Genomic DNA, 21,029 nt, shown 5'->3' on the forward strand with positions numbered 1-21,029 from the left:
ATGGGAACCATCACAGCAACCGCCCATGCCCGAAGCGCATAGCGCCGAAGTATCAACCGATTTAATCCCGCTTATTTGGTAAAGTTTTTGGATATTGCCTGGGTGGTGTGCTTGTAAATCTCAACTAAAATTTCTGGTCCATGAAATCATCATCCGTATGTTCGGTTCCCACTTTTGTCATTTTGTTCCTCTTTGTAGCAGCAGCTGCCTGCAATACTGCCGGGATCGATACCGCCGACCGTCAACCCCACCCTGACTGGGAAAACCCGGAGATGATTGGCGTTAACAAGGAGGATCCTCACGCCACCCTTGTTCCGTATTCCAGCCGGGAAGCCGCGTTAACCATGGATCGAAGCAACTCTCCCTATGTCCGCACTCTCAGCGGTGACTGGCAGTTTCATTGGGCGCCGAATCCTTCGGAACGCCCCTCCGGTTTTTACAGCAACGATTTTGATTCGGGCGACTGGGACCTGCTTCGGGTCCCTTCCAACTGGCAGCTGGAAGGTTTTGGAAGCCCGATATACATCAATTTCGGATTTCCCTTTCCAACCAATCCACCCTACGTGGATCATGAACAAAACGAGGTCGGATCCTACCTTAAGACCTTCGAGATTCCGGACGACTGGGACGGACGCGAGGTCTTTCTCCATTTTGAGGGTGTGAATGGCGCATTTTATCTGTGGGTCAACGGCGAGAAAGCCGGCTACAGCCAGGGCAGTAAAACACCGGCCGAATTTAACATCACCGAATACCTTCGGGACGGCGAAAACAGTGTCGCATTGGAGGTTTACCGCTGGTCGGATGCCAGCTATCTGGAAGACCAGGACCGCTGGCGCTGGAGCGGGATTTATCGGGATGTATTCCTTTTCTCAACGCCCAAAACGCACATCCGGGATTTCTTTGCCCATGCCGAGCTGGACGAAGAGTATCGCCACGCACATTTGACGATTGATGTCGAAATCGCGCGTTATGTGAACGAACGTGCATCGGATGATGGCGCTTCCCCTGGTGAAGCACATCGCCTGTCGGTCGAGCTGGTCGATAATGCGGGCCGCACCGTGACCACCGACCCGGCTATGCAGATGCCTGTACCGGATATTGAAGCGGGATCCCTGCAGACCGTCTCCCTGGAAGCGCACATCGAAAATCCCAAAAAGTGGACCGCGGAAACACCGAATCTCTACACCCTGCTGCTCACGCTTTGGGATGAGGCCGGAGAACCAACCGAAATCCTCAGCCACCAATTCGGGTTCCGGCAAATTGAAATCCGTAACACACAGCTGCTTGTCAACGGAGAACCGATCCTCCTAAAAGGGGTCAATCGCCATGAGCATGATCCGTTTACCGGGCGGGCGATCTCGCGCGACAGTATGATCGCCGAGATCAAGCTCATGAAACAGCACAATATCAATGCGGTTCGCACGGCACACTACCCGAACGATCCGGTCTGGTACGAGCTTGCCGATCGCTACGGCCTGTATCTGGTCAACGAAGCGAATATCGAGTCGCACGACTCCTGGTATGTGGTAGATCCGTACCTGGCCGATCGGCCCGTCTGGCGAGAAACGCATCTGGACCGCATCCGATCCGTCGTACACCGGGATAAAAATCATCCCTCCGTGATTATCTGGTCACTGGGTAATGAGTCCGGAATTGGCCAAAACCTGGTGGACGGCGCCAACTGGATCCGGGAATTCGATCCCACACGGCCTGTCCATTATCTTTGGGACTGGCCCATGGAAACGTGGGTGACGGAGGCGACCGATCTGGCCGTGCCGATGTACGCGGGTATTCAACAAATTCAGGCCTATGCCGAAAACGATCCCGAAATGCCTCTCATTTTGTGTGAGTACGCGCATGCGATGGGCAACAGCGTCGGCAATCTCCAGGATTATTGGGATACCATCAAGGCCTATGACGTGCTTCAGGGTGGATTCATCTGGGACTGGGTGGATCAGGGCCTGGCCAAAACCGATGATCAGGGCGAAACATATTGGGCCTACGGAGGCGATTTCGGGGAAGAAGTCCATGACGGGAATTTTTGCATCAACGGCATAGTAATGCCCGACCGCGAACCCAGTCCGGCTATGCCGGAAGTCAAAAAAGTGTACCAGGACATTCATGTGCGGATGCCTGATGATGCCGGCGCCGGCCGATTCGAGGTCTTTAACGAGTACTTTTTCCGGGATCTGGACTTCGTGGATGCCCGATGGACCGTGACGGAAGACGGACATGTGATTGCTGAGGGCATGGCAACGCTGCCCGAGATCAAGCCGCAAACGTCCGGTGAGATTCAGGTTCCGCTGACCAACATCGCCATGGACCCGGCATCCGAATATATTTTAACGCTCTCTTTCATGCTGGCGGATGATCACAAATGGGCACCGGCGGGCCACCTGGTTGCCTGGGATCAGTTCATTTTGCAGGATGGGGAGTACAGCGATCCATTTGGCGCTGTTACCGATGCGGGAAACGGGTCTGATCTGTCACTTGAAGAGGAGGAGCGTCATTATGTGATCTCCGGAGAGACGTTTCGTGCGTATATCGACCGGGAGACGGGCGCGCTCGTTCGCTGGACCGTCGACGGCCATGAGATGCTTACCGCGCCTCTTGTTCCAAATTTCTGGCGGGCACACACCGACAATGACGATGCCAATGGCCATGGTCTTGCCCATCTGCTTGCCGAGTGGGAGAATGCCGCCGAAAACCGGGAGTTGACAGATATCAAAACCCGTCAGGATGAAAACGGCCATGTCACAGTCACAACCGAATTCCGTATTCCTGTTGGGGATGCAAGTTACACCAATACATACGAGTTCGATGCCAACGGACGGATTCGCATAGGAACAGCGATCAACCCGGACCCGGATCATGAGCCCATGATGCGGCTGGGCATGCAAACCCGCATACCTGACGCGATGGAACGAACGACCTGGTATGGGCGCGGGCCTCATGAAACATACGAGGACCGTAAAACCGGGGCACAAATCGGCATTTACGACCTGCACACACGTGATCTTGCCGTCGACTATGTCAGGCCGCAGGAAAACGCCAACCGTACCGATGTTCGCTGGGTGGAGTTTCGTGATGCCGACGGACTCGGCTTTAAAGTCTCAGGCACACCACAGTTGAATTTCAGTGCCTGGCCCTACAGCCAGCAGGAGCTTGACGAAGCCACCCACACCTATCAGCTCAAGGGTGATCGCGATTACTTCACACTCAACCTGGATTACGGACAAATGGGTGTCGGGGGCGACAATTCGTGGTCGGAGGGAGCCAGGCCGCATCCGCAGTACCGGCTCGAGGCGCGGCCCTATACCTACACGATCACACTCGAACCGTTAGTTGCGAAGTAAGCTGATGATCGGGCGAGCCGGGTTTGTCATTAGCGGATCGGAACAAGCCTGGCCACCCATCCACCGCCGCTTGCCATCGAAACAGATATCCGGTCGGTGTTTGTGACAAGCTTCACCTCACGCACATAATCACGCGCGTCCCGGTTTGCATTCACTCCGTCCCGGAAAATCACCGCTTCGTACTCACCCTCCGGCAGAAACGAGAAATCAAGCGTCAGCTCCTTGCCATCCCAGTTGGTCATTGCTCCGACATACCAGTTGTCTCCGTTACGGCGGGCAATAGCGGCATACTCGCCAATCTTTCCGGCAAGCGGAACCGTTTCGTCAAACACCGTGGGAATGGATGTGATGAAATCCACGCTTTCCTGTTCGGCTCTGTAGGCGCTTGGGTTATCGGCGAGCATCGCCAGCGGTGACTCGTACATCACATACATCGCCAGCTGATGGCATCGCGTGCCCTGGGTCATCGGCATCGAGTGAACCGGCCGGAAGTTATGACGATTCGCGTTGCGCATACCGCCGGGGGTATAATCCATCGGACCCGCCAGCATTCGGGTGAACGGAATTGCCACATTGTTAGATGTAAGATCCTCATCCTCCCATTTATGATACTCCAGGCCCCGCACTCCTTCATAGGTGATGGCATTCGGCCAGGTACGCTGCAGGCCGGTGGGGGGATACGTCCCGTGGTAGTTCACCAGCATCTCATACTTAGCCGCCTTTCGGGCTGCGCGATAATGGAAGTTGATGACGAACTGGTCGTTCCGGTCCATAAAGTCGATCTTGAATCCCCTGACGCCCATCCCGGCATAAAGGGCAAAGATTTCCTCCATGTCCCGGTGCACCGGAACCCATCCGGCCCAGAGCAATACATCCACATTATTTGCCTTTCCATGAGCGATAATCGCTTCGAGATCGATCTCCGGAATCGTCTCCATCAAATTATTGCTCTCAATGGACCACCCTTCGTCCAGAAGGATGTATGCGATGCCGTTCTCGGCGGCGAAATCGATGTAATGCTTGTACGTTTCGGTGTTGATACCGGCTTCAAAATCCACTCCGGAGATGTTCCAGTCGTTCCACCAGTCCCAGGCAAGCTGTCCTTCGCGGATCCACGAATCGTCGTCAATACGTGAAGGAGATGCAAGTCTGAATACCATGTCATTGTCCAGCAGCTCGGCATCCTCATTGGCCACGACGACGGCACGCCACGGGAAAACGCGATCCCCGTCGGTTCGGGCAATATAATTGGCGCGTTTGGTGGAAAAGAGCTGGAGATTATTGTAGCCGCTTTGCAGCTCCTCCAGTGAGTGACGCGCAAAATGAGCGGAAAGTCCATACTCATGCGTTCTGCTTGGGACGATGAACATGCCCGGATAATCCTCGACATCGACCTCCAAAAGTGCGGCCCGTTTGTCGCCAACTTCAATCACCAGTGGAAGGTGGGACAACCTTTCCGGATCAAATTCCGTCAATGGAAACGGATTATAAAAACTCTCGAAGGAGCTTGAGTAGCGTACTCCTTCCGGAGTCTCCAGGTAGGGGATATGTCCGACATGGTTTTCCGCGAAGTTGAAAGCCACATCCTCCCACCGGATGGTCAGTTCTCCGTCATGTGAAGTCACAAACCGGTAGGCGGCGCCATCGTCATAGGCGCGAAAAATGAGTCCGAAGTCTCCTTCAAACGAAAGTGCCAATTCGTTGAAACGGTCGGGCACCTCGCTTTTTTTGTACAGGCGGGTGTGGATGACTTCGTCCGCCGAGCGCTCGGACACGTCGGTAAGTACCGGATTCGCGCCAAATGTCGTGCCGTCATCCAGATGCATGGCGATGGACGATTCGTCCAGAATAAGATCCCCGTCGTGGGTGATGGTCCAGCGGATATCGGCTCCGATCGTGACTGTCGCGACCAGGAGTCCGTCTGGTGATCTCAGCACAACCTCGTTATCAACCATACCGGCTGTTGCCGCTTCGCTGATTTGCAGCGTCAGTAAACTGACGGTAAACAGCAAGAACCCTGATCGTACCCTCTTCAAAATTTTCATACCAACCCTCTGTTTTATAATGTTTCGCCCCTGTGCATGGACCATTGCAACGAGTTAACGATAACATACACGATTGCGGGGAAAAAGCCAATCCCGCAGTGTCGAGAGAGCTGTTTTTGCGATCACGGAGGGGTCGGCAGGTACCATGGCCCGGATACCGGGATGTTCTCAAACGTCCCGGTGAATGTCGCTCTGGTGTATTCATCGGGATGCAAATCCAGCCGTTCGGCTTCCGAATAGTTGTACATCGGCATTGCGAAGCTGCCGCTGACAACGCCGATTACTTCACCATCCAGAACCTCTTCGGTCCGCTCGATGGTCAGGGTATATCGGGAATAGTCATCAACATCTCTGCTGGTCGGAACCCATTGATCCCCCGACGAGTCGTAGAAATCGGGAATCGACCAGTTTTCGGATCCGAAATCCGGGGCCCTTACCCATGGCAGTTCCCGGACCCACTCGCCCGAATCGCCGATGGTGGTGGAAGCATAAAGCACGATATATCCTCCCGGACCCTGACCGGGCCAATCGCCGAAGATATTGCTCACGTTCATGAGGCTGCTTGCCAGATAATCGGCTCCGACATCGCCGGTCTCATAGGTGAAATAGGGCGACGAAACGGTCAGCTCTCCGCAGGACTCCCTGACAAAAAACGAGACCTCGTCGGTGAGCGGTTCATCGAAATCGGGATGATTATAGGCGACGGCGATGCTCACACGTCCCACGCCGGACGGTGTGTAGAGTCCATCCTGGGAGAGCGAACCGGGTCCGCTGAGCGCGTAATCCAGCTCGGAAAACGGGATTTGCTCATCATCGCCAAGATTGGCCGTGAACTGGATATCGTCCTGATCCGGTACGATGCAACCCGGCCGGGGCGAAAGATATAAAAATGACTCCGGTTCATCCTCTTCCTCCTCACTTAGAATGATCGCCGCGTGGTCTCGTCGCACCGGATCGTTTCCGGCGCGTGGCCCGTCGCGTGTGCCGCTTTCCGCGAAAATCATGTAGGAGCCTTCCGACTCCTCCGCGAACGCGAGGAAGAGCATCTCATTATCGGGTCCGAATGGCTCAAATTCCACCGGATCCGGACCTTCCAGCACTTCATAGTACCAGTTGACGGATTCGTCATGAGCATTTTCCACCGAGGCTGCCAGTGTGATTTCGTACTGGAACATGGATTCGGGTCCCATTCGGATGATGTTGGTCGCCATGCCCTCCATTCCGAGAATTTCTATCTCCACATCGATTGCGCGCACCTCCAGATCTTCCCGGGCGCTGGAGTGGTTGTCCTGGAATGCGCCCGGAGCGGTTTGCACCCACAACTCCGCCTCGCCGGCAGCCAGAGGCTCATAGCCTCTGTCGTCATCGATAAAACCGAACGGTGGCGTTTCCGCCTGTGAAACTATTTCCCAGGTGAAATAGTCTTCATCGGAGGCCGGGTCGATCGTTAACGGGCCGTAAATCGTGGCCGGGTAATTAATCGGACCGCTTTCGGCACTCAGACCCAATCCCGCAGTCGCGAAGCCCTGAACAAGTTCGGTCGTCTCCCCGACCAGCCCCTGGATCGCGTCGGTTTGACGGGCGATGCTTCCCACTTTTTCACCGACTTTGCCCAGACCGGGTATGGCACCGATAGCATCCGGCCAGGTCAGTGTAAAGCCGTTTGCCTCTGCCTGCAGCGAGGCCTCCCATTCACCGGTATCTTCGGAGTCTTCATAAAACGATGCCGGATCCACCGTCAGCTGGATATCCCGCAATTTGGACGGGTACTGGTCTTCGCAAATACCCAGGATCAAATCCATCAGAAACAGATTGAGCGCAGCCACTCCTGCGGCCGGGGCACTGGGTGGAACCAGAAATGCCACGCCGGTAAGTACCAGTCCGCCGCCAACCCGTGACGCCTGAGCAGCTCCGGTATTTGCATTGGCACACCGGGCCTGGGCGCTCATGTAGTTACTCAATGCCTGGGCGGATGACAAAGAGACGTGTTCAAGTCCGAACGATTGCTGAAAATCACTATCCGGTAATCGTTTGCCGGTTTCGGCTTCGGCCAGTTGCTCCAGTTCGGGCAGCTCCGAGAGTTCTTCAATCAAGGCGGCGAAGTCGGCGGCGTAGCCGGATGCCGTCAAAGCCGCTTCCATCAACTCCATGGCCTCTTCATCCGTATCGGCGGCAATCGGCGCGTCCCCGTTGATAATGGCGCGGATATTATTGGAAAAGCCTTCGCCTTCCAGCATGTGAAAGCCGGCGGCGATGGGTAGCACATCGGGAGTGAGGGTGGCCGGATCGGTACTCAGCAGTTCGGCTTTGGTATACCCGATGGCTGCGGCGCGTGCAAGCAGCATATCCTCCAGGTCATCGGCGATGGCGGTCAGGGTTCCGGGCGCCGGCGCCATGGGCTCGATTTCGAAGGGAATCCCTTCGCAGACAACGGACTCATCCTCGCTGACGATAACCAGATGCGCCGCACCGCCCTCCATGAGGTTCACAGGATGCAGCGGAACGGCAACCCGAGCCTCGCCGCCATCACCGATGCGTTCGATGAATGCGGGATGGCGGGCATCCTCGTCCGGCTCATCGGTCGTCGCGTCGTAAAACCAGGCCATTGGTTCCTGGCCGAACTCTTCGCCCAGGCCTTCAAGTTCGATATATCGGGCCGGGACCGAACCACTTTCCGCCGGCTGCAGATTGGCGCACGCGACCGCAGGATCCGCTCCGGCCGGTTGCAGTACGATGTCGTACTCATGGGTACCGGGTGTATCAATGTGAACCGAATACTCTTCGAATCGCCCGTCACCATGCACTTTCAGCGTCACTGATCCGGTATCAAACAGTGAGAATGGCTGCTTGATGCCGGTCCGGACCGGTGCCTCATCCCGGACGGAGGGAGGTGCGGATCCGTGGACAACGGCCAGCCGCGCACCGCTTCCCGAAAGCGAGGTAACCTGGCGTGTCGCGCTAAAGCCATTTCCCCGAACCCGCACCAGATAGCTGCCGGCACTGGTCGGCATGCCGATGTGCACGGTATGCCGGCCGGGGTTCATTCGTTCTTCGAGGGAGGTGACCAGGCGCCCGTCCACACTGAAAAGCTCAATACGGTATACCCCTTCAGCAGCTACACGCACAGGGAGGATGGACTGCCCCCCCGTAGGGTTGGGATATATCGGTTCCAGTTCAAACTGGCCGGGTGTTTCATCGGATCGGCCGGGGTCGGCAGAAGTCACCGTCCGGGAAACGCTGTAGCCCCCCTCTGCGGAGGTCGTATCCCGATCGATCAGCACATCCTGTGCGTCGACAAGATCCACAATCAAGCCCGGAACAGGGTCACCGCCGGGATCGATGACCGTTCCGGTAATATGGTACTCGTGGCCGTGCTCTTCAAGTGTGATCGTCGACCCGGACAGGACAACCGGCAACAGAAACAGGGTCAATGTAACAGACAGGGGACGTAGCAATTGTTCCATACCTTCTCGTCAAGTGTACGTGATTGGCACAATGGGACAGTGGCAGGCCATCGATATATGCGCGGGTTGCTCTCTGGCGGGAGGGGATGGCCAAAAACGAAAACCCACAGCCCCGACACCGACAAACTTAACAATAATTAGTTGATATTTCAACACTTGCGGGCAAGCGCCTGTCAATAAGTGCGTTGATCAACCTGATCGACTTTTCATTCGCATGCAGCACAAGCGTTTATGATCCGTAATTGCCATCCGTGTCGCATCGGATTCAAAAGCTGTGCTACCATTATCGGCACCCGGGTTTGTGCCCTGCTGCCAGCATTGCCGAAAATATCCGAAACCGGATTTCTACACTTGAAGTTGTTGATAGGGGCCATTGCTTGATTCATTCTCCGGTTTATGTACCTTTCCTTTTCAGCCTGGCCGGTAACCCTGTCCGTCCGGGACAACACTACGTTCATTCTCGGCATCATGTCACGCTTATTCCGAAACACCGCCCGTAAAATTGGCCTTCCACCTGGCACACCGGTTTTCACCGGACGAAAAAAAGTCGACAGCCTTCATGTTTCATGGATTGACTACAATAACGATTACCTGGATGAGCAGGAGTCAAAGGAAATTGAGGCGATTTTCCCCATGCGCGACACCGGAACGGTGTCATGGATTACGATCACCGGCCTGCATGACGCGGAAAAAATTGAAGCGCTTGCCCGGCATTTCGGAATCCATCCGCTGGTGTGCGAAGACATACTGAACCCTCATCAGCGGCCCAAAGTCGAAATATTCGACGACCATGTCTTTGTAACACTGAAGGTACTGGATTATGAACCCGAGAATCGTCACATCGGAATCGATCAGGTGAGCCTGATCTTGGGAAGTAATTTTGTGCTTTGCTTTCAGGAAAAGCATGAATCACTCTTCAAGCCGCTATTTACCAGAATTCGGGAACATAGAGGTCGCATCCGGAAGGTTGGCCCGGATTATCTGCTGTATGCGATCATGGACATGATCATCGACCACTATTTTCTGAACCTGGAGAGCATCAGTGACCAAATTGAAAAAATCGAGGAGCAGTTGATGTCGGCTCCCGATTCCCGGACTCTCAACGAAATCTATCAAATAAAACGGGAGGTCCTGTTTCTTCGCAAGTCGGTTTGGCCGCTGCGTGAATCCATCGGTAAACTGGAGCGGTCGGAATCGGAGCTCATTAATGAGAAAACCATTCCCTACTTGCGTGATTTGTACGACCACACCATCCAGGTGATCGACAGTGTGGAGACGAACCGGGACTTGCTGGCAGGAATGCTTGACCTGTATCTCTCCAGCGTCAGTTACCGAATGAACCAGGTGATGAAAATGCTGACCATCATCGCCACCATCTTCATTCCGCTTACGTTTGTTGTGGGTATTTACGGGATGAATTTCGAGTACATGCCCGAACTCGGGTGGCGATACGGCTATTTCGGGATACTTGGTATCATGCTGGCCATCGCCCTGGGGATGCTGGTGCTGTTCCGAAGAAGAAAATGGATATAGGGGTTGTAGGCAACCCTGCAATTCGTTCTGTGATGTCCGGAAAACAATTCCGGGTGCGGGAAATTCACTTGCCGATACCTTTCCTGACCATGGTCCCCCATTCCTTGTTTCCTTTCAGGTAGTCCACCAGGCCTTTGAGTCTCCACCATGCGTGAAGCTGTCGGTATCCGAAATTTTCAAACAGGGCGTAAACGGCCAGAACGACCACATCCATCGGTCGATCGTAGCGTCTGGTGGTCATCTCCTCGAGTAAAACGGCACTGATCGAAAGGATCATTCCGAGCACAATGGCGAAGGTCAGAAACAGCAGGGCAAAGGTCACGTTGATGGCGCCCATCCACAACGAAATTCCTACAAGAATAAAACCCGACAATTCTATTACCGGTGCCAGCAGTTCGCCAAAAACAAAGAACGGCATGGCCACCATTCCGGGTTTGCCGTAGGATGGCCGTAACATCATGTCGCGATGGCGAAACAGCGAATCAGCCAGCCCCCGGTGCCATCGGTTACGTTGTTTGGCCAGGGTTTTGCGGTCCTCCGGCACCTCGGTCCAGCAGACCGGTTCGGAGATAAACCGGATGCGATAGGGGATGTCATTATCCCGGTGATACTTGTGAAGCCGAACTACCAGCTCCATATCCTCTCCCACGGTATCGTGCAGATAACCACCGGCTTTGATCACCGCCTTTCGATCAAAAACCCCGAATGCGCCGGAAATCACAAGCAGTGAGTCGAAATAGTCCCAGCCGACCCGGCCAAACAGAAAGGCTCTCAGGTATTCAACGGCCTGAATGCGACCCAGGAACGTTTTCGGAAGCAAAACACGATCGACCATACGGTGTTTGTAGGTGCATCCGTTGGCTACGCGAATCACCCCGCCCACGGCGATGGTGTTTTCATCTTCCATGAACACACGCAGCATTTTCACTATAACATCCGGCTCGAGCATTGAATCGGCGTCGACAGCACAAATCAAATCGTTATTCGCGATATTCAGTCCGGCATTCAGGGCATCGGCCTTGCGCCCGTTTACCTTGTCAACAACCACGAGCGCAGGGTATCGCGGGGATGAATATACCTGCCGGATGGGCTTGTGTTCCAGGAACCGGGGGCGATAGCGCCGATCCGGTTTCAGCTTATAGTAGTCGATCAGTTTTTGCAGGGTATCGTCGCTGCTACCGTCGTTGACTACTACAACTTCCAGGTTTGCATACTTCAGGTTGAGCAGAGCGTTGACGGAGTGGATTATGGATTGTTCTTCGTTAAATGCCGGCGCGATAATGCTTACAGGCTTATATAAATTCGTGCTGTAAACCCCGGTCATTTTAAAAATCTGATCTACATCCCGGTATTTACGGACATTCCGGTAGGACGCCGCAATTAATATCATGTATACCAGATTGACGATAAAGAAATATCCAAGTACCAGAACATTGATGGCGAAAAGCAAACTATAGAGCATCGGAACACACCTCCTCGCTTTGTTTCATCGCTCTCCATTCCGGGAGAATTTCCCTGGAAAACAGATGATCCGGCAGATTGTTCCCTTCGCGTTTCGCCAGGGCTCTCTGAGCTGCGATTCGCACTTCAAGGTCTTCGTCATGCGCCATTCCGAGCAAAATGTCGACGCTTTCCGGGTCTGTGGCATCGGCATAGATCCTGGCTACTTCGAGCCGCACCTCCGGAAAGGGGGATTCCCGAAGGCGGAGCTTTTTGATCTCCGCTTCAATATTGCCATCCGAAAGCTCATACAGAACCCGTACCAGTGTTGCAGTGAGCTTGCCGTTGGAATCGCCGGGTAACACCAGCAGCAAAAGTTCATGCAGATTATTTTCCCATTGGTAAAAACCAAAAGTCGGAAACATGGAAATAACAGCCGCCCGTGTCTGGTCCGGTATTCGGGAATCCATTACAAAGAACACCAGTTTCTCCGAAACCTCATCCTTATCCCGGTTCTTTTCATAATAGGTGAAGATAATGTCATGAACGGCCATGGAGGCGTTTCGGGGTCTGTGCAAGAACCGGACGAGGGCCTTATCCCTCACAATACGGTCGCCGGAATTAACCAGAGCCAGTGTAGCCGCATAGGCAATAACGTTATAGGGATGGCCCTGGAGTGCGATCAGGCGGCTTACAGCCCCTTTATCAATCACTGCTTTCCGGGAAAAATATCTGCAGGCCTGGGCAACATCCATTGGACGCCGTGACCGCAACCTGCGGTAAAAATACACCCGGAACGCCGGAAGCTCTAATAGAGCCTGCAGCCTTTGCCGCTCTGCTCCCGACAGGTTCTCGATCATGAGCGTAATAACTTTATAAGCGGCCAGGATCTCGTGTTTTCTTCGAATCATGCTTGAAAACTCCTTTCGGCTCATTTCCCCATCCAGACAGGAATAGATCAACGGCTGAAGTTTCTCTTCCACTTGCTTGTCGCGCCTTCTTTTGCGGTTCATTACGAAACGACTCAGTGTGGTGTACAGAATCAATATCAGAAAAACAGCGGCGAGCAAAACAATAACTGCGGCTACAACAGCCGGTGCCCAGGCATCAATAAAAGTGGCATTGGCGGCTGACGGATTCATTCCTTTTTCTGAGACAACAGGTACAGGGCTCTTTCAATCCGGACAAGAAGATTGTCGATATTAAACGGCTTCTGGATACAGTCATGAACTCCGAGCTCAAACAGTGCCTTGATTTCACTGCTCATTTCCTTTCCGGAAAGTATGATGATCCGGTTGGGGTCAATCAGATTGAATTCACGGACCTGTTCGGCCACTTCACGTCCGTCGATCCCGGGCATCATCAGATCCAGTATGACCAGATCGGGTTGCAACTCTCCGATGGCATGCAATCCGTCGATCCCGTTATCCACATGATCCACCTCAAAACCCTTTTTGGTCAGGCGAAACTTAATGAACTTTGCCACAGCGGGGTCATCATCGATAATCAATACTTTTGGATTCATTATTACTCCGGTATTTCAATAGTAAAAACGGTTCCTTTATCCGGTGCTGATGTCACACTGATTGTACCCCGATGCAGCTCTACGCTTTTCTTAATGAAGAGCATGCCAAGGCCGCTGGTCTCCTCCCCCTCGGTTCCTCTTCGGCGTATGCTTTTGTTACCGGAGTACAAACTTTTCAGTTGTTCCTCTGAAAGTCCGATTCCGGTATCTTCCACCCGAAGAACAAGCGATCGTGGAGTCCCTTCCACCACGCCAACCGAGACAAAAACGCGCCCGTGTCGCGGGGTAAACTTGACGGCATTGCTGATCAGATTTCCTGTGATATGCTTCCACCGTTCCGGGTCGATCTTGAACCTGAGGTTGTCCGGAAGATCAACCGCCAGCTCCTGCTCCTTGATCATGGCGAAGGGCTGATACAATTTGATGACATCCCTGGTTAGCTCTGCAACATCCATCACCTTCCGATGTAACGCAAACGATTCATTGCGGAGATAGTCCGAATTTAGCATCACATTTACAATCCCAAGCATATGCTTTGCGGCATCCTCCATAATGGAGTAGATCTCCCTCTTTTCTTCATCTTCGGTTTCCTGGTGCAAGTACTCGGCAAATCCCACTATGCCCATCAGGGGATTACGCATATCATGACTAACGATGCGCATAAGCTCATCCTTGGCACGACTTTCCTCCTCGAGAACCCGGTTGAGACGTGTCAACTCCATTCGTGATACAACTTCATCCGCCAGTGTGCGCAAGGCCTGTTTGTCTGAAGGAGTCAAAGCGTTCGGCTTGCGATCAATCAAACAAAGCGAACCGATGTTGTGTCCGTCGGGTGTTTTCAAGGGGGCACCGGCGTAGAACCGAAGCTGCATACCCCCCGTGACATTGGGATTATTTCGAAAAAGAGGATCCTTTCTGGCATCTCTGACTTCAAAAACATCATCGCTCATAATGGTGAATTGGCAGAAGCTTTCGGATCGTGCAGTTGTACGCGCCTCAAACGCGTGACAAGCTTGCTGATACTGAGTCTCTTCGTCGATGAGATTCACAAGTACAATCGGAATCTCAAAAAACTCGGACGCCAGCCGGGCCAGCTTTTCCAAAGCTTCGTTTCGTTCCACCGCCCCGTCCGGCCCGACATATCGCCTGAGAGCCTCCAGCCGCTGCGTTTCATCAGCCGGAATCGGAGGCGTCTGTTCTCCAAGCCAAGTAGAATGTGTCATCACAAAAAAACGATTAAATGCTTACATACAAGTGAAAAATAATATTTATGTTGACGAATACCACCGCAACATTGCCGCCATGCCCGGAGACATTTTATTCCACTACTTGCAAAGCCATATGACTTCCGGTTACATCATGATCAAACGCCATCTGTTTACCTTCACCAATTTCAACCGCGTTATTTATTTCGGTATTGCCATGCTGTTTGCAGCCGCTCCCGGCTCTTCAAGCGCATCCGATACACCTTTCGAAGCCGGCATACAGCACAATTTGCATGTTTTTTCACGGGTGTATGACACCCAGCATCAAACATCATTCCATTTTGGAACAAATAATTCCCTGGGAGCCTATGTGCTGCGGCTTCACCGTGGCAATCGTTTCGACCAGACTGCCTATCAGTGGGAGTTTGAAAGCTATCCGATTATCTCCGAGCGGCTCTATGCATATGCAGCTTACGCATACTCCGACTCCGAAATTTTTCCCCGGCACCGGGCCGGAGCCGAACTCTTTTCGGCCCTGCCCTGGCGCATGGAGGGGTCCGTCGGTCTACGCTTCCTTGATTTTGAGAGTGCAGATGAAACCATCATGATTACCACCTCCCTCAGCCATTATTTCGACAGGTATATGGCCACCTTCCGCCCCTATTTCATTTTTTCCGACGGCGGATCCGGACAGACCTGGCAGGGAAGTATTCGCCGGTTTATAAATGACGAGGGGGATTATCTCATGATCCGGGCCGCTATTGGCCGCTCCTCCGATGAAACCATCTTCCAGATAGGTCAGGCCGAACAGAGGGACGTTCTGCTCTTGAAATCCGCGCAAATTGGCGCCGAAGGCAGATACCCAATCATCAGAAACCTGTCAGGTGTTGCCGCAATCACACTCTACCGCCAGGAACTGTCGTTCGATCCGGGAAACTACGTAAATAACTGGTCGTTTCGAGCCGGTATCACCGGTCACTTCTGACCAGTACCAACATTTGGGCATTTGGCCTTGTAAAACATGCAATTATTCAACCTTCAGAGAAGACATCTCTCTCACCGCCAGCTCCTGATGTTTCGGCAAGGCCCGCCGGTCCATCAACAGTAATAATGGCTCCGTAAAAAACAACAGTAGCGTAGACAACAACTCCGTTATTGACGAGGGCTTATTTTTTGTTATTCTGTATATTACAGGAAGGCTGGATCCGTTTCCCGCCTGTTGCGTTTTTTTTCAGGTACACACCTATCAATTGTTATAATATGGGCTTTCTCGGTGGATTTGAATGGTTGATCATCGCCTTGATCATTATCTTTTTATTCGGCGCGCGGAAAATCCCCGACATGGCCAGGGGCATCGGCAGGGGAATCTTTGAGTTTCGCAAAGCGGTTAATGACGGAAAGAAAGATGAGGACAAGGAGAACGATGAACCGGACAGGCAATAGCGCACCACTTCTTCCCGGATTCAGGTTTTTCAGAAGTATGGTTCTGGTGGCCCTGCTACTGGTTTCCGGATCATGCGCGGTTCAGCAAAACCCGGTTACCGGCAGCACCCGCCTGCTGGCCTACACCTGGAGCCAGGAGGTGGAAATTGGACGTGAAGTCGACCGGGAGTTCACGGCCCAGTACGGATTGTACGATGACCCGAACGTCTCGGATTATGTGGATGAACTCAGCCGCCTCGTACTGGCCGAGAGCCATATGCGCCGGGAATACACGGACGCCAAGTTCCGCGAAACAGAGTTTTACTTCCGGGTGCTGGACAGCCCCGTTGTCAACGCATTTGCCTTGCCCGGCGGCTATGTGTATGTGACCCGCGGCCTGCTGGCCCACCTGAACAATGACGCACAGCTCGCCGTGGTCATCGGCCATGAAATCGGTCATGTTGCCGCCCGCCACGCTTCCCAGCGCCAGCTGCGGCAGTCTGTCGGACAAATCGCCATTCTCGGTGGCGCCATCCTCGGCCAGGAGTTTCTCGGCATTCCGGGAGAACCGATTCTGAACCTGAGCAGCCAGGCCGCACAGCTTATCTTCCTGAGCTACGGCCGAAGCGCCGAGCGTGAATCCGACCGACTTGGTGTCGAGTACGCCGCCCGAGCAGGCTTTGCCGCCGAAGAGGGCGCGGCATTTTTTACCAGTCTCAAGCGTATTTCCGAAGCTTCGGGTCAGACCATCCCGACATGGCTCTCCAGTCACCCCGATCCGGGAGAACGGGAGCAGAACATCCCCACGCTTGCCCGCGAATGGCGGGAACGGGGGTACGAGCAAACCATCCGCAATGAAGAAACCTATATGGAAATGCTGGACGGGATGCTCTACGGTGACAACCCCCGGGAAGGTTTTGTGGATGGCGACCGTTTTGTCCACCCCGACCTTGAGTTTCAGTTTCCGGTGCCGGATGAGTGGCGTCTGATTAACGAACGCAACCAGGTCATCCTGCTTGCACCTTCGGAAAATGCCGTCATGATTTTTCGCATTGACGGAGAGTCAGCGTCGGCCCGTGAATCCGTACAGTCATTTGCCCGACAGGAAGGCATCACCGTTAACAGCGAAACCGCCACCCAAAGCAGCGATCGGCATTCGGCCTACCAGGCTGATGTGACCATCACACAGGATGCCGGAAACCTGAGAGCCCTGGTGTACGCCGTGGAATTCGACAACCGGATCTACCGCTATATCAGCTACAGCTCCGCTGATGATTTCGACACGTTTCGGGATGACTTCCGGACTGTGCCCGAAAGTTTCGACCGGCTGACCGACCGCGATATCCTTGCTGTTCAGCCGGCCAGATTGCAGATCGTCCGTGTGGAAGAACCTGGGGTGTTTGAAGACTTTTTGCCGGATCCGCTGCCAAGAGGCATTACAGCCGGCGAAGTTGCCATTATCAATCAAGTGGAGGAGGGAGAAACCGTTGATAAGGGCCGACTTTTGAAAATCCCGGTTCAGTAATTTTTGCGTATATTTTTGTACCTGATTGCTGCAGAATTCCGCAATCATCACTATTTACTCCCAACGTGACGCAGGCCACCGCTCATGCCGGCACCTTCCCCGCAGCCTGATCCCGGGCGCCGGCTGCTCTCGGCCAAACGGCCTGTAAACCCGCGTTAACCGCTTCGCTTATCCTCAACCATTAACCGGAATCAAGATGAAAAAACTGGCGCTGGCCCTGGGTATCCTACTGCTTGTCCTGATCGTTTTGATCGGTGGACTCTCCCTTTATCTGACCGATGATCGGCTCCGCTCCATGATTTTGCCGGAGGTGCAGGAGCTCACCGGACGTGATGTTCAAATCGAACGCATCTCCTACTCCCTGTTCCGAACCTTCCCCCGCTTCGGGCTTATTATCGAAGGGGTTGATGTGCCCGACCCGGTGGAAGACACGTTTTTCCGCGTTGATCAGCTTTTGGTTTCCGTGGATCTGATCCCCCTGATCCGGAGTGAAATCCGTGTAAACCGCCTTGAAATTGACCGACCCGAATTTACCTATATCGTTTACGAGGACGGCTCCACGAACATCGACCCCTTCCTGGCAGAGGAACCCGCCGACATACCTGATGATCCTGCAGAACCGGGTGAGATCATGGATCTGGACCTCTCCGAAATCGTCATTACCGGCGCCGCATTCGGCATGATCGACCACAGCACCGGCACCACAGCCATGCTCTCCGGACTGGATATCCAAAGCTCGCTGCGTTTCACCGATGTCCTTGAAAGCACCATGGATATCACACTTGAAAGCCTGGACGTCAGCTTTGAAGGGCAGCAACTTGTCTCCGGACTCGGTTTTCACCTTACACAAACATCCATCCTGGACCTCGAAAATGAAATCCTGAACCTGCTGGACGGCCGGCTGAATCTGCACGGCCTCGGATTAACGCTGGAGGGAAGCATCTCCGATTGGGGCGGCGGAGAACCGATGGTCGACCTGCAAATTGCTTCCGCTTCGGATGATTTCGGCGCCCTGCTCGACCTCGTGCCTCCGGATTACGAAGAGTTTATTGCCGGACTGGAAACCGGTGGTGGTCTGGATCTCTCCGTCTCTCTCTCCGGAAGGATCAGCGAGGAGGATATTCCCGCATTCGAAGCACAGGCATCCATTACCGACGGATTCATCCAGCACAGCGACGTGCCCGAACGCATATCCGGTATCCGGCTCTCTGCCCGGGCCGACAACACCCTGGTTGTGATTGAAACGTTTGAAGCATCCGCCGGAGCTTCCAGGTTATCAGCAACGGCCGAAATTCGCGATCCCCTGGAAGAGACCGCCGTTTTTACTTTTAACGGAACCATGAACGCGGATCTCTCCACCGCCAACAGATATGTTCCGCTGGAGGAGTTTGATATCCGTGAGCTCGCCGGACTCATAGACATACGCGCAGTAGCGGAAGGGATGGTCTGGAACCCGGAGGAAGCCTCGTTTGATGTCAGCGCCACACTTTCAGGCGGCCGCATCGGTCATGCCGAACTTGGCCGTCCCGTGGAAGATATCGAGGTGGAAGTGAACGCCACACGCGAATCCGTGCGGATTTCCCGTGCCACAGCCCGGTCATCGGACAACTATTTCAGCGGAACGGTGCAGATCACCTCGCCGCTGGAACCGGAGATCGCAGCGTTTGAAGCCGATGGCGAGATTACACTGGACCTGGCCACCGTCGGGGAATACTACCCGATAGATTCCGATACGCTCTCCATGCGGGGCATGATCTCATTCAGCGGTTCGGTCGCAGGGCTTCTTGAAACACCGGAAGAAGCCACCTTTTCCGGCTTGTTTGAACTCAGGGACGGATTTCTTTCGTACCATCAAATCGATCAGGATATCGAAGACCTGACAGCGGTGGTCCGGGCTACGGATCAAACCGTCACCATAGAAGAAGCACGGGTGCGCTCCGGCACAAACCGGTTCTCATTGTCGGGCAGTGTCAACCGCTACATGGAGGACGACGCTTCCTTCGACCTCACCGTCAACGGGCTGATCGCACTGGCCGAAATAAACGCCTACTATCCGGTTGAAGAGGAGTTCGGACTGGTTATGGGCGGCGAGATTGAATCCGGCGCACGGCTGAGGGGGAGGATCGATGACCTCGAGGCGGTCCGGCTCGACGGTTCGGTGGTCGCCTCGGAAGTCCATATGGCTTCACCCGACCTGATGCTTCCGCTGCGTGAACTGAACGGATCACTGGAATTCATTGGCGATGACCTGCATGCCGAATCCATCACCTTCTATTTTGGCGAATCCGATTACTCTATTTCCGGCCGCATTCGTAACTATATGGCCATCATGGAAGAGCCCGGTAGTGCCGAGCCGGCCCGCTTCACCGGAAGCTTCCGGTCGGAACTGTTCAATGCCGATGAATTCATGGATTTTGAGGAACCGCCCGAAGATTTTGAGCCCGAACCGTTTGAAGCCGTGCTTCCCAACCTGGCCGGTTCGTTTGACGCCGAAATCGCCGTATTGCAGTTCTTCGGGATGGAGGCCACCGATATCAAAGGTACGATTGAAATGTCGCCGAACCATATCGGCTCCGACGAGGTGTCGGTCCATATATTCGATGGAACGGTCCATGGTGACTTCCGGTGGGATGTGTTCGCGGCCGATCATACCGGCATCACCTTCAACGGTGAGCTGGACAAGGTCAGGGTTCAGGAACTGTTCTCCCAGATGGATTTCGGCGGACAGCTTCAAATGGCCGAACATATTCGCGCCGATTTCAGCGCCACTACCGAGTTCTATGCCGAATTCGACGAGTACCTTGAGATGGACATGGCCGCATTGTTTACTACCGGTGATTTCGGTATGGAGGAAGCACGTGTCGCCGGTCACCCCGTACAGGTGGCCATCGCGGAACTGCTCGGCGTGAATGAGCTCAGAGACCTGAGCCTGGACTCCTGGACCGCCAAATACCATATCGAAGACGGCATCATGAGACTGGATGATTTCAATCTGACAAGCCGGGATATCGGACTCAATTTGTCGGGAACGCAAAACCTGATCGAGGATGAGCTGGACTACCGCGCCGAACTCATTCTGCCGGGTGCCTGGGCAGGCCGGATCGGAGGAGTCCTTCCGGGTGACGCGGTCGACGCATTGCGCAGGGATGACGGAAAACTCGTAATCCCCGCCACCATTCGCGGCACTTCCGAGAACCCGAGGCCGGGCCTCGACCAGGAACGGATCCGGGAACTTGTTGAGGAGTACCTGAAGGAACGCGCCCGCGATGCCGGCAGGGATATCCTCGAGGGAATCCTGAACAGATTTTAACTACAGCCACAGATCGATTTTTCGTTTCTTTCCGTTTATATAGCTGAGTCTGTGAACCGTAACCGATTGCGGGGTTTCTTCCATACGGTTACACAGGGTCGGGCCGGGGGCATTCCGCTCCTTGCAGAGAGGTCTTCGCAGACACCTCATGCCGGCGTGACTACCGGAGACTATTATATCCAGATATCAAAAGATTAACCGCGA

Annotated in this window: 12 protein-coding genes; 6 read left to right on the forward strand and 6 right to left on the reverse strand. The window is 54.0% G+C overall.

The genetic code is table 11. The annotated features are described in order from the left end of the window. Positions 1-140 precede the first annotated feature (140 nt). The gene (locus QA596_08990) at positions 141-3,356 is read left to right on the forward strand and encodes a glycoside hydrolase family 2 TIM barrel-domain containing protein (GenBank protein MDG5767597.1); all 3,216 of its coding nucleotides are present in this window, start codon (positions 141-143) and stop codon (positions 3,354-3,356) included. A gap of 29 nt (positions 3,357-3,385) precedes the next feature. On the opposite strand, the gene QA596_08995 is transcribed toward QA596_08990, so the two are convergent. Next, a complete protein-coding gene (locus tag QA596_08995) occupies positions 3,386-5,401 on the reverse strand; it encodes a glycoside hydrolase family 97 protein (protein MDG5767598.1) in 2,016 nt (671 codons plus the stop codon). Positions 5,402-5,523: 122 nt separating this feature from the next. Then, positions 5,524-8,865 (reverse strand): T9SS type A sorting domain-containing protein, encoded by a 3,342-nt coding sequence (locus QA596_09000; protein MDG5767599.1) that lies wholly within the window; start codon positions 8,863-8,865, stop codon positions 5,524-5,526. A gap of 396 nt (positions 8,866-9,261) precedes the next feature. Here QA596_09000 and corA point away from each other — a divergent pair, with 396 nt between their 5' ends. Then, entirely contained in the window at positions 9,262-10,398 is a 1,137-nt protein-coding gene (gene corA / locus QA596_09005) for a magnesium/cobalt transporter CorA (GenBank protein MDG5767600.1), read from the forward strand. A 64-nt stretch (positions 10,399-10,462) separates the two neighbouring features. Here corA and QA596_09010 read toward each other — a convergent pair whose 3' ends face one another. The 4 genes from QA596_09010 to QA596_09025 are packed head-to-tail and all read right to left on the reverse strand — an operon-like array spanning position 10,463 to position 14,586. After that, the gene (locus QA596_09010; protein ID MDG5767601.1) at positions 10,463-11,860 is read right to left on the reverse strand and encodes a glycosyltransferase; all 1,398 of its coding nucleotides are present in this window, start codon (positions 11,858-11,860) and stop codon (positions 10,463-10,465) included. Continuing rightward, a complete protein-coding gene (locus QA596_09015) occupies positions 11,850-12,980 on the reverse strand; it encodes a HEAT repeat domain-containing protein (GenBank protein MDG5767602.1) in 1,131 nt (376 codons plus the stop codon). Before QA596_09015 ends, QA596_09010 begins: the two co-directional genes overlap by 11 nt. Beyond that, complete coding sequence (locus tag QA596_09020; protein ID MDG5767603.1) at positions 12,977-13,363, reverse strand: response regulator transcription factor; 387 nt, start codon at positions 13,361-13,363, stop codon at positions 12,977-12,979. The genes QA596_09015 and QA596_09020 overlap by 4 nt, the downstream gene beginning before the upstream one ends. Before the next feature lie 2 nt (positions 13,364-13,365). After that, positions 13,366-14,586, reverse strand: coding sequence for a GAF domain-containing sensor histidine kinase (locus QA596_09025; protein MDG5767604.1), 1,221 nt, complete (start codon positions 14,584-14,586; stop codon positions 13,366-13,368). 31 nt (positions 14,587-14,617) lie between these two features. Between QA596_09025 and QA596_09030 the strand changes: the two genes are divergently transcribed. The 4 genes from QA596_09030 (at position 14,618) to QA596_09045 (ending at position 20,825) form a co-directional block, all read left to right on the forward strand. Beyond that, positions 14,618-15,553 (forward strand): YaiO family outer membrane beta-barrel protein, encoded by a 936-nt coding sequence (locus QA596_09030; GenBank protein MDG5767605.1) that lies wholly within the window; start codon positions 14,618-14,620, stop codon positions 15,551-15,553. Between the two features lie 275 nt (positions 15,554-15,828). After that, the gene (tatA, locus tag QA596_09035) at positions 15,829-16,011 is read left to right on the forward strand and encodes a twin-arginine translocase TatA/TatE family subunit (protein MDG5767606.1); all 183 of its coding nucleotides are present in this window, start codon (positions 15,829-15,831) and stop codon (positions 16,009-16,011) included. 37 nt (positions 16,012-16,048) lie between these two features. Further along, positions 16,049-17,515: a M48 family metalloprotease gene (locus tag QA596_09040; GenBank protein ID MDG5767607.1), complete on the forward strand. Its 1,467-nt coding sequence runs from the start codon at positions 16,049-16,051 to the stop codon at positions 17,513-17,515. 196 nt (positions 17,516-17,711) lie between these two features. Then, entirely contained in the window at positions 17,712-20,825 is a 3,114-nt protein-coding gene (locus tag QA596_09045; protein MDG5767608.1) for an AsmA-like C-terminal region-containing protein, read from the forward strand. Positions 20,826-21,029: the final 204 nt, after the last annotated feature.

The organism is Balneolales bacterium ANBcel1 (genome assembly GCA_029688905.1).
Classification (GTDB): Bacteria; Bacteroidota; Rhodothermia; order Balneolales; family Natronogracilivirgulaceae; genus SLLW01.

Coding starts and splice junctions, on each gene's coding strand:
- QA596_09045 (MDG5767608.1), top strand. CDS start 17,712: ATGAAAAAACTGGCGCTGGCCCTGGGTATCCTACTGCTTGTCCTGATC.
- QA596_09015 (MDG5767602.1), bottom strand. CDS start 12,980: ATGAATCCGTCAGCCGCCAATGCCACTTTTATTGATGCCTGGGCACCG.
- QA596_09025 (MDG5767604.1), bottom strand. CDS start 14,586: ATGACACATTCTACTTGGCTTGGAGAACAGACGCCTCCGATTCCGGCT.
- QA596_09010 (MDG5767601.1), bottom strand. CDS start 11,860: ATGCTCTATAGTTTGCTTTTCGCCATCAATGTTCTGGTACTTGGATAT.
- corA (MDG5767600.1), top strand. CDS start 9,262: ATGTACCTTTCCTTTTCAGCCTGGCCGGTAACCCTGTCCGTCCGGGAC.
- tatA (MDG5767606.1), top strand. CDS start 15,829: ATGGGCTTTCTCGGTGGATTTGAATGGTTGATCATCGCCTTGATCATT.
- QA596_09020 (MDG5767603.1), bottom strand. CDS start 13,363: ATGAATCCAAAAGTATTGATTATCGATGATGACCCCGCTGTGGCAAAG.
- QA596_09040 (MDG5767607.1), top strand. CDS start 16,049: ATGGTTCTGGTGGCCCTGCTACTGGTTTCCGGATCATGCGCGGTTCAG.
- QA596_09000 (MDG5767599.1), bottom strand. CDS start 8,865: ATGGAACAATTGCTACGTCCCCTGTCTGTTACATTGACCCTGTTTCTG.
- QA596_08990 (MDG5767597.1), top strand. CDS start 141: ATGAAATCATCATCCGTATGTTCGGTTCCCACTTTTGTCATTTTGTTC.
- QA596_08995 (MDG5767598.1), bottom strand. CDS start 5,401: ATGAAAATTTTGAAGAGGGTACGATCAGGGTTCTTGCTGTTTACCGTC.